15 protein-coding genes are annotated in these 13,487 nt (G+C 56.0%); 5 read left to right on the top strand and 10 right to left on the bottom strand.

Annotated features, from left to right (window positions below; genetic code table 11):
• Positions 1–29 precede the first annotated feature (29 nt).
• The 4 genes from ruvC to aspS all read right to left on the bottom strand — a co-directional run bounded on the left by ruvC (position 30) and on the right by aspS (position 3,833).
• Complete coding sequence (ruvC, locus tag FA92_RS09715) at positions 30–557, bottom strand: crossover junction endodeoxyribonuclease RuvC (protein WP_003849205.1); 528 nt, start codon at positions 555–557, stop codon at positions 30–32.
• A gap of 37 nt (positions 558–594) precedes the next feature.
• On the bottom strand, positions 595–1,338 hold the full coding sequence (locus FA92_RS09720) for a YebC/PmpR family DNA-binding transcriptional regulator (protein ID WP_033732924.1): 744 nt from the start codon (positions 1,336–1,338) through the stop codon (positions 595–597).
• 285 nt (positions 1,339–1,623) lie between these two features.
• Positions 1,624–2,055 (bottom strand): dihydroneopterin triphosphate diphosphatase, encoded by a 432-nt coding sequence (nudB, locus tag FA92_RS09725; protein WP_033732925.1) that lies wholly within the window; start codon positions 2,053–2,055, stop codon positions 1,624–1,626.
• On the bottom strand, positions 2,055–3,833 hold the full coding sequence (gene aspS, locus FA92_RS09730) for an aspartate--tRNA ligase (protein WP_033783322.1): 1,779 nt from the start codon (positions 3,831–3,833) through the stop codon (positions 2,055–2,057). Before aspS ends, nudB begins: the two co-directional genes overlap by 1 nt.
• A 211-nt stretch (positions 3,834–4,044) precedes the next feature.
• On the opposite strand from aspS, the gene FA92_RS09735 reads away from it, so the two are divergent.
• From FA92_RS09735 to cmoB, 4 genes are all read left to right on the top strand, one after another.
• On the top strand, positions 4,045–4,866 hold the full coding sequence (locus tag FA92_RS09735) for a DUF72 domain-containing protein (protein ID WP_013358178.1): 822 nt from the start codon (positions 4,045–4,047) through the stop codon (positions 4,864–4,866).
• Positions 4,867–4,935: 69 nt separating this feature from the next.
• Positions 4,936–5,331, top strand: a complete 396-nt coding sequence (locus FA92_RS09740) for an MAPEG family protein (protein WP_013358179.1) — start codon at positions 4,936–4,938, stop codon at positions 5,329–5,331.
• An 81-nt stretch (positions 5,332–5,412) separates the two neighbouring features.
• Positions 5,413–6,141 (top strand): carboxy-S-adenosyl-L-methionine synthase CmoA, encoded by a 729-nt coding sequence (gene cmoA, locus FA92_RS09745; protein ID WP_033732927.1) that lies wholly within the window; start codon positions 5,413–5,415, stop codon positions 6,139–6,141.
• Positions 6,138–7,106, top strand: coding sequence for a tRNA 5-methoxyuridine(34)/uridine 5-oxyacetic acid(34) synthase CmoB (gene cmoB, locus FA92_RS09750; protein ID WP_033783323.1), 969 nt, complete (start codon positions 6,138–6,140; stop codon positions 7,104–7,106). Before cmoA ends, cmoB begins: the two co-directional genes overlap by 4 nt.
• 4 nt (positions 7,107–7,110) lie before the next feature.
• On the opposite strand, the gene FA92_RS09755 is transcribed toward cmoB, so the two are convergent.
• Positions 7,111–7,734 (bottom strand): LysE family translocator, encoded by a 624-nt coding sequence (locus tag FA92_RS09755; RefSeq protein ID WP_033783324.1) that lies wholly within the window; start codon positions 7,732–7,734, stop codon positions 7,111–7,113.
• A 144-nt stretch (positions 7,735–7,878) separates the two neighbouring features.
• Here FA92_RS09755 and FA92_RS09760 point away from each other — a divergent pair, with 144 nt between their 5' ends.
• Positions 7,879–8,976, top strand: coding sequence for a glycerol dehydrogenase (locus tag FA92_RS09760; protein WP_033783325.1), 1,098 nt, complete (start codon positions 7,879–7,881; stop codon positions 8,974–8,976).
• Between the two features lie 30 nt (positions 8,977–9,006).
• On the opposite strand, the gene FA92_RS09765 is transcribed toward FA92_RS09760, so the two are convergent.
• From FA92_RS09765 to glnH, 5 genes are all read right to left on the bottom strand, one after another.
• On the bottom strand, positions 9,007–9,855 hold the full coding sequence (locus FA92_RS09765) for a hypothetical protein (RefSeq protein WP_033783326.1): 849 nt from the start codon (positions 9,853–9,855) through the stop codon (positions 9,007–9,009).
• A gap of 311 nt (positions 9,856–10,166) precedes the next feature.
• Positions 10,167–11,195: an acyl-CoA--6-aminopenicillanic acid acyl-transferase gene (locus tag FA92_RS09770; protein WP_033783327.1), complete on the bottom strand. Its 1,029-nt coding sequence runs from the start codon at positions 11,193–11,195 to the stop codon at positions 10,167–10,169.
• A gap of 20 nt (positions 11,196–11,215) precedes the next feature.
• Positions 11,216–11,938, bottom strand: coding sequence for a glutamine ABC transporter ATP-binding protein GlnQ (glnQ, locus tag FA92_RS09775; protein ID WP_033784600.1), 723 nt, complete (start codon positions 11,936–11,938; stop codon positions 11,216–11,218).
• Positions 11,939–11,940: 2 nt separating this feature from the next.
• Positions 11,941–12,609, bottom strand: coding sequence for a glutamine ABC transporter permease GlnP (gene glnP / locus FA92_RS09780; protein WP_239780520.1), 669 nt, complete (start codon positions 12,607–12,609; stop codon positions 11,941–11,943).
• 39 nt (positions 12,610–12,648) lie between these two features.
• On the bottom strand, positions 12,649–13,401 hold the full coding sequence (gene glnH, locus FA92_RS09785) for a glutamine ABC transporter substrate-binding protein GlnH (protein WP_013358188.1): 753 nt from the start codon (positions 13,399–13,401) through the stop codon (positions 12,649–12,651).
• Positions 13,402–13,487: the final 86 nt, after the last annotated feature.

Genomic DNA, 13,487 nt, shown 5'->3' on the forward strand with positions numbered 1-13,487 from the left:
CAGCCTGAGCGTCTGTTCTGTGCGATGCCCTAACCTGAGCGCAACCGTCCGCGCGTCAGCACCAGCTTGCTGTCACTCATGCGCGCGGCGTTCTGCGCCACGTGACAGTGAGTAATGGCTATCGCCAGCGCATCGGCGGCGTCCGCCTGCGGGTTTGCCGGCAGTTTCAGCAGAGTTCGCACCATATGCTGCACCTGACTTTTCTCGGCGCTGCCGATGCCCACCACCGTCTGTTTCACCTGACGGGCGGCATACTCAAACACCGGCAGATCGTGGTTTACCGCAGCAACGATCGCAGCACCCCGCGCCTGGCCGAGCTTCAGCGCGGAGTCAGCATTCTTCGCCATAAACACCTGCTCGATAGCGAAGAAATCAGGTGAAAACTGCGTGATGATTTCGCACACGCCCGCATAAATCAGCTTCAGGCGGGCGGGTAACTCGGTGGTATTGGTGCGGATACAGCCGCTGCCCAGATAGGTGAGCTGGCGGCCGGTCTGACGAATAACACCATAACCGGTGATGCGTGAGCCGGGATCGATACCCAGAATAATCGACATTACGCCTCTCCGGTTAACGCTGTGACGGTAAACGCCATTACAGCGTTTCCGCCACCTCGTCGGAGATCTCACCGTTGTGATAGACCTCCTGCACATCATCGCAATCTTCCAGCATGTCGATCAGACGCAGCAGTTTTGGTGCGGTTTCCGCATCCATTTCCGCTTTGGTGGTCGGGATCATTGCCACTTCTGCGGTATCCGCTTTCAGGCCAGCGGCTTCCAGTGCATCACGCACGGTGCCCATCTCTTCCCATGCAGTAAAGACATCAATCGCGCCGTCATCATAGGTGACGATGTCTTCGCCGCCCGCTTCCAGTGCGGCTTCCATCACTGCGTCTTCATCCTGACCTGGCGCGAAGGAGATGACGCCTTTTTTGTTGAACAGGTAAGCCACGGAGCCGTCGGTACCAAGGTTGCCGCCGGTTTTGGTGAAGGCGTGACGCACTTCGCCCACGGTACGGTTACGGTTATCACTGAGGCATTCAATCATGATGGCTGAGCCGCCAGGACCGTAACCTTCATAAATGATGGTTTCCATGTTGGCGTTGTCATCGCCGCCCACACCGCGCGCGATAGCGCGATCCATGGTGTCACGGGTCATGTTGTTCGCCAGCGCTTTATCCATTGCTGCACGCAGACGCGGGTTAGAACCCGGATCGCCACCGCCCAGCTTGGCCGCTGTCACCAGTTCACGAATGATTTTGGTGAAAATTTTGCCGCGCTTGGCATCCTGCGCCGCCTTACGGTGTTTGGTGTTTGCCCACTTACTGTGTCCTGCCATGTTAACTTTTCTCCGATCTTTTACAGGGTGCAGACTCTCCTGGCTGCGAGCTTATTTACCGTCGGTGCTCAGCCAGGTGAGTGACAACCTGACTGCCCTGAGAGGCGAGCGTTGCGCATCATCCTCACGTAGCGGTGTACGCAGGCGACGTCGCGCTGACGGTGAACAATTTCGTGGCGAGGATGACGCCTGACTGTTCAATAGGTTGGTGTAGTCCTGTTAAAACTCACCAGATTCATAAAATTTAATCTATCCGCCGCCGGAATACCGGGCGATGGCGAGCATTCAGATAAATTCTTCAATTGCCTGGCGGTTACTCCATGATCGGGTTAATGCTGCAGCGTCAGCGGGTGCCAGCCAGCGAAACGCCAGATGCTCGGTCAGCGTGATATCGCGCTCTTCCGGCAGTTGCAGGCGAAACCAGTGTTCGTGATTATGGGTGACATCCGGTGCATAGCGATGGCGGAAATGGGGAAAGATTTCAAAGTCAATCTGACGCTGACAATCCTCTATTTCCAGCCGCTCAGCCAGCACGTCAATGCCGACCTCTTCATTCACCTCACGACACGCGGTTGCCAGCGGTGACTCTCCCGCTTCCAGGCTGCCGGTCACCGACTGCCAGAATGCGGGATCGTCACGCCGCTGCAGCATCAGCACCCGGCCAGTATCGCGCGCCGAAATGACGACCAGCACTGAAACCGGGTGTTTATAGCCCATTATTTATTCTCAGGCTTTTCTTTTTTAACGACCTGGATGCCAAGCTCCAGCAGAGAAGCCGGGTTCGCTTCGCTTGGCGCTTCGGTCATCATGCAGGCTGCCGCCGTGGTTTTCGGAAACGCGATAACGTCACGAATGTTGTCGGTGCCGGTCAGCAGCATGGTCAGGCGATCCAGACCAAAGGCCAGGCCCGCATGCGGTGGTGTACCGAACTTCAGCGCATCCAGCAGGAAGCCAAACTTCTCGCGCTGCTCGTGCTCTTCAATACCCAGAATGCTGAACACGGTCTGCTGCATTTTGCCGTTGTGGATACGCACTGAACCGCCACCCACTTCATAACCGTTGATCACCATGTCGTAGGCGTTCGCCACGGCACGGGTTGGATCTGCAGCCAGCCCGTCTGCGCTCATCTCTTTCGGCGCAGTGAACGGATGGTGCATGGCGGCCAGACCGCCTTCCTCGTCCTCTTCGAACATCGGGAAGTCGATCACCCACAGCGGGGCCCAGGCTTTCTCATCGGTGATGTTCAGCTCGCGGCCCACTTTCAGGCGCAGTGCACCCAGAGCATCAGCGACCACTTTGGCGCGGTCGGCACCAAAGAAGATGATGTCGCCATCCTGCGCGCCGGTGCGGCTCAGAATGCCTTCAACGATTTCTGCATTCAGGAACTTGGCAACCGGGCTCTGCACGCCTTCCAGACCGTCGGCACGGACGTTAACCTTCATCCACGCCAGCCCTTTCGCGCCGTAAATCTCCACGAACTTGCCATATTCATCAATCTGCTTACGGCTCAGCTGCGCACCGGTCGGCACGCGCAGCGCGGCAACACGGCCTTTTTCATCGTTAGCCGGGCCAGAGAAGACCTGGAACTCCACGTTTTTCAGCAGGTCGCCAACGTCCACCAGCTCCATCGGGTTACGCAGGTCCGGCTTATCGGAACCGTAACGATGCATCGCTTCCGCGAAGGTCATCTGCGGGAACTCGCCGAGGTCCACACCCTGCACGTCCTGCCACAGATTGCGGATTAGACGCTCCATGATGTCTCGCACCTGTGGCGCGGTCATAAAGGAGGTTTCGACGTCGATCTGGGTAAATTCTGGCTGGCGATCGGCACGTAAATCTTCATCGCGGAAGCATTTTACGATCTGATAGTAGCGGTCAAAGCCGGACATCATCAGCAGCTGTTTGAACAGCTGTGGTGACTGCGGCAGCGCATAGAATTTGCCTTTGTGAACCCGACTTGGCACCAGATAGTCGCGCGCGCCTTCTGGCGTCGCCTTGGTCAGCATCGGGGTTTCGATATCCAGGAAACCTTCGTCATCCATAAAGCGACGGACAAAGCTGGTGATTTTTGCGCGGGTTTTCAGACGCGTTACCATCTCAGGGCGACGCAGATCCAGATAGCGGTATTTCAGGCGCGCTTCTTCGCTGTTGGTCTGATTCGAGTCCAGCGGCAGGGGCTCAGAGCGGTTGATGATGGTCAGCGCCTGGGCAAACACTTCGACTTCGCCGGTCGCCATGTCGCTGTTTTTGTTCTTCTCATCGCGTGCGCGCACGGTACCGGTGATCTGGATGCAGAATTCGTTACGCAGTTCAGAAGCCAGCTTAAATGCGTCCTGACGATCGGGATCAAAAAACACCTGCACGATGCCTTCACGGTCGCGCATGTCGATAAAAATCAAACTGCCCAGATCGCGACGGCGGTTTACCCAGCCGCAAAGCGTGACTTGCTGACCCACATGAGACAGATTGAGCTGTCCGCAATATTCTGTACGCATAACACTATCCTTTTAACTTCGCCGCTGCAGCTGACAGCATCCGGCCGCGTTACCTGATGCGATGCTGTCGCAAAAATGGCGGCCATTATAATGGAAAAAGCCAGACAGGATAAGCAGATCAGCGCCAAAGCGCCGATTTCCTGTGTGCATTTGCCCCTCAGCCCGACCATAGCGGATAATGCAATCTCTTAACCTGCAGCCAGGAGCGCGCGTGACACTTCGTATTGGCCTGCCCCAGTGGCAGCATTCACACTGGAAACGCTGGGGTATCGAAAGCCTGGCGGACTATGCCCGCTACTTCCACTGCGTAGAGGGAAATACCACCCTCTACGCGCTGCCGAATGCGGAAACGGTGATGCGCTGGCGCGACATGACCCACGATGCATTTCGCTTCTGCTTTAAATTTCCCAATACCATCAGCCATCAGGCGGCGTTGCAGCACAGCGACGACCTGCTGACCGATTTTCTGCGCCTGATGGAACCGCTGGCCGACCGCATCGGTCAGTACTGGCTGCAGCTGCCCGCCAGCTTCTCCCCGGCACAGCTCAACGACCTGTGGCGTTTTCTGGACAGTCTGCCGCGCCGCTTTCACTACGGCGTCGAAGTGCGTCATCCGGCTTTCTTCGCCAAGGGCGAGGCGGAACGGTCACTCAATCGGGGCCTGCTTGAGCGCGGCATCAATCGTGTAATGCTCGACAGCCGTCCGGTTCACGCCTCCACCTCGCAAAGCCCGGCAGCGCTGGTCGCGCGTTCGCAGAAGCCGAAAGTGCCGCCGCATGCCCTGCGAACCGGCTCCCAGCCGATGGTGCGCTTTATCGGCAGCGACAGCGTGGACGAGAGCGTGCCGCTGTTTCAGATCTGGCGTCCCAAGCTCGTGGAATGGCAGCAACAGGGCGACGCCATGCTCTTTCTGCACACCCCCGATATGGGCCAGGTTTTTCCGCTGGTGCAGGCACTGTGGCCGCAGTTGCAGGAGATCGATCCGGCTATTGGCAATGGACCGGACTGGCCGCAACAGACGTCCCTGTTTTGATGGCGTTACAGGACAGCAGGCTGCACGCCCGTTAGAATAGAATCATTATGGACAGTCGCTGGAGTGGCTATGGTTAGCGCGTTATATGTGGTGATAGGGGCATTGCTGGTAATGAAATTCACGCTGGACGTGGTGCGTTACCGCCGGTTCTACCGGGTGGCGTATGGTGATGGCGGCTATCACGACCTGAAAATGGCGATCCGCATTCATGGCAATGCCATCGAAACCATTCCGCTGGCGCTGTTTCTGCTGGTGATGATGGAGATGAACGGCGCCGATATCTGGATGGTGCATCTCACCGGCCTGCTGTTCTTTATCAGCCGCCTGCTGCATGCATGGGGATTGCGCAGCAGCGCCATGGCAGGCCGTAAATATGGCATGCTCCTGACGCTGTTTTCCCTGTGCGGCATGGTGATTTTCAACCTGATCTACATGCCGTGGGAACTGGTCCTGACGCTCCATTAAGCCAGCCTGGGTTAAGGGGTGCAGCCCGCCCCACTTTCTGCGAGAATAGCGCCCTTTCCGTCGTCTCTTCGGATTTTCGATATGTCTGACCGCGATCAACTCTTCTCAGCGCCCATTGCAAAACTGGGCGACTGGACTTTTGACGAGCGTGTAGCTGAAGTCTTTCCTGACATGATTCAGCGCTCGGTGCCGGGCTACTCCAACATCATTTCGATGATTGGCATGCTGGCAGAACGTTTTGTTACCCCGGACAGCAGGGTCTATGACCTGGGCTGCTCGCTGGGCGCGGCCACCCTCTCGGTGCGCCGCAATATTCATGTGCCAGGTTGCCAGATCATCGCGGTGGATAACTCCCCGGCGATGGTGGAGCGCTGCCGCCGACATCTTGATGCGTTTCGCGCTGACACGCCGGTCACGGTGCTGGAAGCGGATATCCGCGACATTGAGATTGAAGACGCCTCGCTGGTGGTGCTCAACTTCACGCTGCAGTTTCTGGAGCCGCCTGCACGCCTGGCGCTGCTGGAAAAGATCTGGCAGGGACTTAAACCGGGCGGCGCGCTGGTGCTGTCGGAGAAGTTCAGCTTTGAAGACGCCGAGGTCGGTGAGCTGTTATTCAACATGCATCACGACTTCAAACGCGCCAACGGCTACAGCGAACTGGAAATCAGCCAGAAACGCAGCATGCTGGAAAATGTGATGCTTACTGACAGCGTTGAAGCGCATAAAGCCCGCCTGAAACAGGCCGGGTTCTCGCACGCCGAACTCTGGTTCCAGTGCTTTAATTTTGGATCTCTGGTGGCGTTGAAATGATCGACTTTGGCCGTTTTTATCAGCAAATTGCAGTGGGCCCGCTGGCGAAGTGGCTGGAAGTATTACCGGCGCAAATCAGCGAATGGCAGCGTGAAAACCTGCATGGTCACTTTCGTGACTGGTATAAGTCGCTGGAGTATCTGCCGCTGCTGGAGCCGCAAAAGCTCGACCTGCTGCACAGCGTCACCGCCGACCGCGATGACATCAGCGACCGTCATCGTCAGGGGATTGAGAAACTACTGCGTAACCTGATGCCGTGGCGCAAAGGGCCCTACTTCCTCTACGGCACCCACATCAACACTGAGTGGCGTTCTGACTGGAAATGGGAACGCGTGCTGCCGCACATCTCCCCGCTGGCGGGCCGGACGGTGCTGGATGTGGGCTGTGGCAGCGGTTACCACATGTGGCGGATGATTGGCGCGGGCGCGCATCTGGTGGTCGGCATCGACCCAATGCAGCTGTTCCTGGTGCAGTTCGAAGCAGTGCGTAAGCTGCTGAATGACGATCGCCGGGCGCATATGCTGCCGCTGGGCATTGAGCAGCTACCGGCGTTACAGGCGTTTGATACCGTATTTTCGATGGGTGTGCTCTATCACCGTCGTTCCCCGCTGGATCACCTGTTACAGCTGAAAAATCAGCTGGTAAGCGGGGGCGAGCTGGTGCTGGAAACGCTGGTGATTGAAGGCGATGTGAATCAGGTGCTGGTGCCCGGTGAACGCTATGCCCAGATGCGCAACGTGTTCTTCATTCCTTCGGCGGAAGCACTGAAAAGCTGGCTGGAGAAAAGCGGGTTTGTCGATGTACGGATTGTCGATTTTGCGCTGACCACCACTGAAGAGCAGCGCCGCACCGACTGGATGACCAGCGAATCCCTCGCTGAGTTCCTCGACCCCGACGATCCCAGCAAAACGGTTGAAGGCTATCCGGCTCCCCTGCGTGCCGTGCTGGTCGCCACTAAACCCTAATGCTCTAGCGGCGAGACAACGCCAGTTTCGCCGCAAATCCAATAAACACGCAGCCGGTCAGGCGATCCATCCCCTTCAGCACCTTCGGTTTTCGCAGATGTCCGGAGAAATAGTGGCTGCCGCCAATCAGGACCGCATTCCAGATCAGCCCCAGCAGCATGTGTGCCAGTGCCATCAGCGTGCACCAGAGCGCCACCGACGCCCCCGCCGGGATAAACTGCGGCAGAAAAGTGACGTAAAACACGCCAATTTTCGGATTCAGCAGATTTCCCATTAATCCCCGACTGAAGCAGGCCAGATAGCCCTGCTGTTGTGCGGGCTGTTCAGCTGTCTCTACGGATTGCTGACGCGGCTTAAGCAGCAGCTTTATACCCAGATAGAGCAGCCAGCCGGCACCGATCCACTTCAGCAGGTTATAGGCGAACTCAGAGGCCATCAGCAGCGCGCCCAGTCCCAGCCCAACTGCGATGCCCCAGAGCAGACAACCCAGCGTCACGCCAAGGGCTGTTGCCCAGGCGCGCTGCCAGCCCTGCGCAATGGCGGTTCGCAGCACCAGCGCGGTATCAAATCCAGGTGTGAGTGTCAGAATGGTTATTGCAAACAGAAATGAAAAGAGCGTGGCGCTCATGATGATTCTCCGTTATCTCTCAGCAAGGAGTGTTCAGGCAGCTTAACAGCCCATGGCGCGGTCATGTACGGGATCGCCTGCCAGGCTGAGCGGATTGTGCCAGGCTGGATGGGGTCGAACCATTCATATTAAGGAGATGTGATTATGAGTAAATTTATTTTTTCATCACCCCGTAAATATGTGCAGGGGGCAGGTGTGCTGGATGAGCTGGGTACGTACCTGACTGAGCTGGGCGATCAGGCTTTTCTGGTGGCAGATGAGGTTGTCTGGAAACTGATTGGCGAACGGACGCAACAGACGCTGCAGTCCGCCGGGGTGAAATTCTGTTGGCAGCAGTTTAACGGCGAGGCCTCCAGTAATGAGATCACCCGTCTCAGTGCGCTGGCGAAGAGTCAGGGCTGTAACGTGGTGGTCGGGCTGGGCGGCGGCAAAACGCTGGACACGGTTAAGGCGGTGGCGGACGAACTTAAACAGCCGGTAGCTATTGTGCCGACCATTGCCTCCACCGATGCTCCCTGTAGCGCGCTGTCAGTGATCTACTCTGACAGCGGCGTATTTGAGAGCTATCGCTTCTACAGCAAAAATCCCGATCTGGTGCTGGTGGATACCGCAGTCTGCGCCAGTGCGCCTGCACGGCTCTTTGCCTCCGGCATTGCCGATGGCCTGGCCACCTGGGTTGAAGCGCAGGCAGTGGCGCGGTCCCATGCTAAATCCATGGTCAACGGTGATCCGACCCTTGCCGGCCTGGCGATTGCCCGCGCCTGCGAAGAAACACTGCTTAAGTGGGGGTACAGCGCCTATATCGCCGTTACCGAAAAACGGGTCACGCCCGCAGTGGAAGCCGTTGTTGAGGCGAACACGCTGCTCTCGGGGCTGGGCTTTGAAAACGGCGGGCTGGCAGCCGCCCACGCTATTCACAATGGTTTTACCGCCATCGATGGTGATATCCACCATCTGACCCACGGCGAGAAAGTCGCCTATGGCACACTGACGCAGATGGTGCTGGAGCAGCGGTCGGATGAGGAAATTGCACGCTATATCCGTTTCTATCGCAGCATCAATATGCCGACCACGCTGCGTGAAATGCATCTGGAAAATGAAAGCTGGGAAAATCTGGTGAAAGTCGGGGCACTGGCGAACAGTGAGGGTGATACGCTGAAAAACCTTAATCCTCATCTGTCACCTGAGGATATCGCCAACGCCCTGCTGGCGCTGGATGCCTTTAGTCAGACGGTGAAATAAGCCGCCAACAGGCGATCATCCGATCGCCTGTTACTCTTCTGCCGCAGGCTGGTCCCAGTACTCATATTTGTAGGCGGAACTGAGATGGCGCTCGATGGTGCCACGCGTGAAGATTTCGGTTTCATGCAGATAGCTCAGGGTACAGTTGCCGACCTCATCCCAGGACTGACACTCATCAACCGAGCGGATGGTGCTCAGTGGTGTGGTCGCCGTGCCGTTGAGCCGCACTTCACGCCATTGGGGGTCGTAGGTGTATTCGTCAGTTCCCCGGACGGAGGTGGTGCGCGTCACCAGACCCTTTGGATTCCAGTGGTAATGGAACTCGCCGTTGGTCAGCGGATCGCTGCCACGTGCCACACTCTTCTCCAGTCGTAGCTGGCGATCGTAACGATAGGTGGTGTCGGTAAAGCCGGTTTTACCCATACTGGTAAATCTGTCGGAGGCGCTGGTAATATTGCCATGCTGGCCTTTCTGCCAGTTAATCGTTCCCTGCCGGTTATCAACAACGACTTCTTTGCCCTCTTTCAGCACTTTGACCAGATACGCATATTCCGCCACCCAGCCGCCCTGTACCCTGGCGATATGTTGCTCCATGCTGAGGATGACGTTGCGTTCACTTTTGTCGTAGCTGACGTCAGCCACCGTCAGATCGCCACAGGCGTCAAACTGACCCAGCACCCGCTTTTGCGAATTCACATCTTTGCCAAATTCACCTGCAATCACCTGCTTCACTGCGCCTTTCGCATTGCCCCCCAGCAAAATCAGGGTGTTGCTGTTGACCACGGCGGCGTTGTCAGCGCGGCATGCGCTGGCCGCAGCGTAGCCGCTGCACAGTACGGTCAGTATCAGGCTTAAAGTAAGAATCTGATTGCGTTTCATAGGGTAAATTCCAGGCGACGTTGCTTTCAGTGTAAACGCTGCGGGGATGAACAGCGGAAATCCGGGACGATTTAACTCAACCTCTCATGACAGACATCGGCTGTGGCAGCGTAACGGATAGCATGCAGATTGTGTTGCGGCTTTTGATAAAAGTCCTGGATGACAATTAAAAACGCCTGTACGTGAAGGCTGACAGCCGGCAACAGGACGCAGACGCGGCGCATAGCCGGTCATCCGCTGGCGATAAAAAACCCGCCTGAGCGGGTTTATAACGTTTTCCTCCGGCGATCCTCTCGCCAGATCCGGGTTATTTATTCACTCACCACATCCTGCAAAACGGCCTGTCCGCGATCCTGTGTGAATACCTGCCATTTCACCTGACTGGCATTCAGGGTGAAAATGGCCGTTGCCAGCGTATTCTCTTCGTCGGGATCCTGCGGAGAGAGCCGGTAGATGGGCAATACCGCATCATGCTGATCAGAAAGAATGGCTTTTGCAGCGTCACCATCAAATGCTGGCTCTTCTTTCAGCCACACATCCAGACGCTGCTGGCGTGAAGCAGAGCTGTCGGTGATCACCTGCTCAGTCGCAATAAATTGCGGATGGATAAGATGGTTAGCATGCGCAAAGACGCCGGACAGCGGCTTGACAGAACAACCTGTACCGGTAGCTTCAACGCTGAACAGCCGGCTGTCGCCCCGCTGCCCCAGCGTATGATGAAAAGCGCCTGCGCGCGGCGAGGTCGTCAGTAACGCAATCGCCTCATCGAGCGTGGCCGCATTTAGCGCTGCACGCGCCAGAATCTGGCGCGGCAGGCCAGCCGGACGATGCACGGCACGAATGTTATTCACCGTGTTCACCACCCCACGGTCATTGACGGCAAACGTATGGCCGCAAATCGAACCCGGATAGGCAAAGCTGGTGAACCCAATGCCCTGATTCGGATCCGGCAGCACACGAACCACAGCACAGTCATCCCGCAGCTGCGGAAAACCATCTTCATTGTGCGCAATGACCAACGCCCCATCGCGGCGTTGCCCGGCCACCGTGGTGCAGCCATCTGATGTAGAACGCACCAGATCGCCCCGGCAGTTCCATGCAAATACGTCATCAATGGGTGCCTGCAAACCGCTGGCCAGCCCTTCCAGCTCAAGCCAGATTTCCGGGAAGTCAGCCTGAACCTGCGCGCGCATGCGCTGACTCTGTTCCGTGTGTTTCATGGCCGTGACCGTTTGCCACAGCGCGATGTGCGTCAGTTTCTGATGCCACGCCTCCCGACCAAATTCGCCGAGCTGCTGACCGATTTCAAACGCCGAACCACTGATTGCAATTTTTTTCATTGTGCTGTCATTCACTTCTTTCAGGAGACGTGTTGCAGGAATTCTTTTAGGCGCGGATTCGTGCTGTCGTTAAGCAGCTTATCAGGTGAGCCATCTTCAGCAATGGTCCCGCCATCAATAAAGATGAGTCTTGAGGCCACATCCCGGGCAAAGCCAATCTCATGGGTCACAATCACCATCGTCATGCCCTCTTCGGCAAGCGAGCGCATCACTTTCAGCACCTCATGGCGCAGTTCGGGATCCAGCGCAGAGGTGGGTTCATCAAACAGCATCATTTTGGGTTTTACCGCCAGTGCGCGCGCAATCGCCACACGCTGCTGCTGTCCACCAGAGAGTTCTGCGGGGTAATGGCTGGCGCGTTCACGCAGGCCGACCCTGTCCAGCAAGGCCAGCGCCTGTTCGCGGGCCGAGGCTTTGCTCTGCCTGCGCACGCGGACAGGGCCAAACATCACATTCTCCAGCGCGGTCAGGTGAGGAAACAGGTGAAACTGCTGGAACACCATACCCGCCTCGCGGCGGATATCGCACTCATTCGCATGCGGATCGGTGATGTGCTTGCCCGCCACCAGCAGCGTTCCGGAAGAGATGTCTTCCAGCTTGTTAATACAGCGCAGCAGCGTTGATTTACCCGATCCCGACGGCCCGATGATCACTACCACTTCGCCCGCCTCTATCTTCAGATTGATATCGTGCAGGACCTGCGTCGCGCCAAAATTTTTCGACACCGCGCTAGATTCAACCATGCTCATAGAATGTGGATCCTTTTTTCCAGTTGCTTCAGCAGGAAACTCAGGCAGAGTGTCACCAGCAGATAAATCATCGCGACGGCGGTCCAGACCTCCAGTGCGCGGAAATTACCGGCAATAATCTCCTGTCCCTGACGGGTTAGCTCCGCGACACCGATAACAATAAATAGCGATGTATCTTTAATACTGATGATCCACTGGTTGCCCAGTGCGGGGATCATACGCCGCAGTGCCAGCGGCATAATCACATGCCACAGGGTGCTGCGCTGCGATAATCCCATGGCAAGACTCGCCTCTTTAAATCCTTTATTGATAGAGAGGATCGCACCGCGCGTAATCTCGGCGATATAGGCGCCGGAATTAATCACAATGGTCACAATCGCCGCCGTAATGGGATCAATGCGAATCGGAATAACCATCGGCAGGGCAAAATAGATAAACATCACCTGCACCATAATTGGCGTGCCGCGAATTAACTCAACGAAAATCAGCGACAGCGTTTTAGTTATTCGCCCACCTAATGCGCGACAGGTTCCGGCCAGCAGACCGATCACGAAACCGCCCAGCAAACCCGACAATGAAATAATCAGCGTCAGTTGCAAACCCTGCAATAATAACGGCAGGGATTCCCAGATATATTTACTGTCAAAATTAATAGTTCGATCCATTAAGGCGAAATGAGGTCGGACTGGGCCGACCCGGCTGAATTATTTCGGCTGTTTCGCAAACCACTTCACATAGATTTTGTCGTAGGTGCCATCCGCACGCAGCGCCTGCAATGCAGCGTTAACTTTCGGCGTCAGGCTGCTGTTCTTTTGCATCGCGAACCCGTACTGCTGCGGCAGAATGCTGTCTGTCTCACCTGTGGATTTCACTTTGCCATTGCCCGCCGTTTTGACGTAATAGAGCACGTTCGGCGAATCATGCACCACCGCGTCAAGATTACCCGCCTGCAAATCAAGATAAGCGTTATCGATGTTAGGAAACTCAACATAGTCGGCTTTATATTTGCTCTTCATAAAGCTGGCCGCCGCAGTGCCCTGTTTCAGGCCCACTTTCTTACCGGCTAAATCGCTGAATTTTTTGATCGCGGTATCACTGCTTTTTACCGCCATCAGTAAATCCGCATTGTAATAGCCGTCACTGAAATCAACGACCTGTTTCCGCGCATCGGTAATCGTAATACCGGCCATCGCAACATCCAGATTACGGGACTGCAGCCCTGGAATTAAGCCACCAAAATCCATCGGGCGTAATTCATAGCTGACGTTCATCTTTTTAGCGATAGCATTCCATAAGTCAATATCGAAGCCCACATACTTATCGCCCTGTTTAAATTCAAAGGGCACAAATGCGGTATCCACACCTACCATCAGTTTATCCTGAGCAGTAGCAATAAAACTGGCTGAGCAGGCAACTAATACCAATGAGACCTTTAATTTAGAGAATAATCCAGACATATCTAACCCCCGGCGTCGGTGAAATAGCGTACAGTGAATATCATCCGGCGAGGTTATCGCCGGAATGACTGAACAGAATTTATTTG

It is taken from the genome of Pantoea sp. 9140, from assembly GCF_000745295.1.
Taxonomy (GTDB): domain Bacteria; phylum Pseudomonadota; class Gammaproteobacteria; order Enterobacterales; family Enterobacteriaceae; genus Pantoea; species Pantoea vagans.

Excerpts from the sequence above, each read along its gene's own strand:
- ruvC (WP_003849205.1), bottom strand. The coding sequence starts at position 557 with ATGTCGATTATTCTGGGTATCGATCCCGGCTCACGCATCACCGGTTAT.
- FA92_RS09720 (WP_033732924.1), bottom strand. The coding sequence starts at position 1,338 with ATGGCAGGACACAGTAAGTGGGCAAACACCAAACACCGTAAGGCGGCG.
- nudB (WP_033732925.1), bottom strand. The coding sequence starts at position 2,055 with ATGGGCTATAAACACCCGGTTTCAGTGCTGGTCGTCATTTCGGCGCGC.
- aspS (WP_033783322.1), bottom strand. The coding sequence starts at position 3,833 with ATGCGTACAGAATATTGCGGACAGCTCAATCTGTCTCATGTGGGTCAG.
- FA92_RS09740 (WP_013358179.1), top strand. The coding sequence starts at position 4,936 with ATGGTTAGCGCGTTATATGTGGTGATAGGGGCATTGCTGGTAATGAAA.
- cmoA (WP_033732927.1), top strand. The coding sequence starts at position 5,413 with ATGTCTGACCGCGATCAACTCTTCTCAGCGCCCATTGCAAAACTGGGC.
- cmoB (WP_033783323.1), top strand. The coding sequence starts at position 6,138 with ATGATCGACTTTGGCCGTTTTTATCAGCAAATTGCAGTGGGCCCGCTG.
- FA92_RS09755 (WP_033783324.1), bottom strand. The coding sequence starts at position 7,734 with ATGAGCGCCACGCTCTTTTCATTTCTGTTTGCAATAACCATTCTGACA.
- FA92_RS09760 (WP_033783325.1), top strand. The coding sequence starts at position 7,879 with ATGAGTAAATTTATTTTTTCATCACCCCGTAAATATGTGCAGGGGGCA.
- FA92_RS09765 (WP_033783326.1), bottom strand. The coding sequence starts at position 9,855 with ATGAAACGCAATCAGATTCTTACTTTAAGCCTGATACTGACCGTACTG.
- FA92_RS09770 (WP_033783327.1), bottom strand. The coding sequence starts at position 11,195 with ATGAAAAAAATTGCAATCAGTGGTTCGGCGTTTGAAATCGGTCAGCAG.
- glnQ (WP_033784600.1), bottom strand. The coding sequence starts at position 11,938 with ATGGTTGAATCTAGCGCGGTGTCGAAAAATTTTGGCGCGACGCAGGTC.
- glnP (WP_239780520.1), bottom strand. The coding sequence starts at position 12,609 with ATGGATCGAACTATTAATTTTGACAGTAAATATATCTGGGAATCCCTG.
- glnH (WP_013358188.1), bottom strand. The coding sequence starts at position 13,401 with ATGTCTGGATTATTCTCTAAATTAAAGGTCTCATTGGTATTAGTTGCC.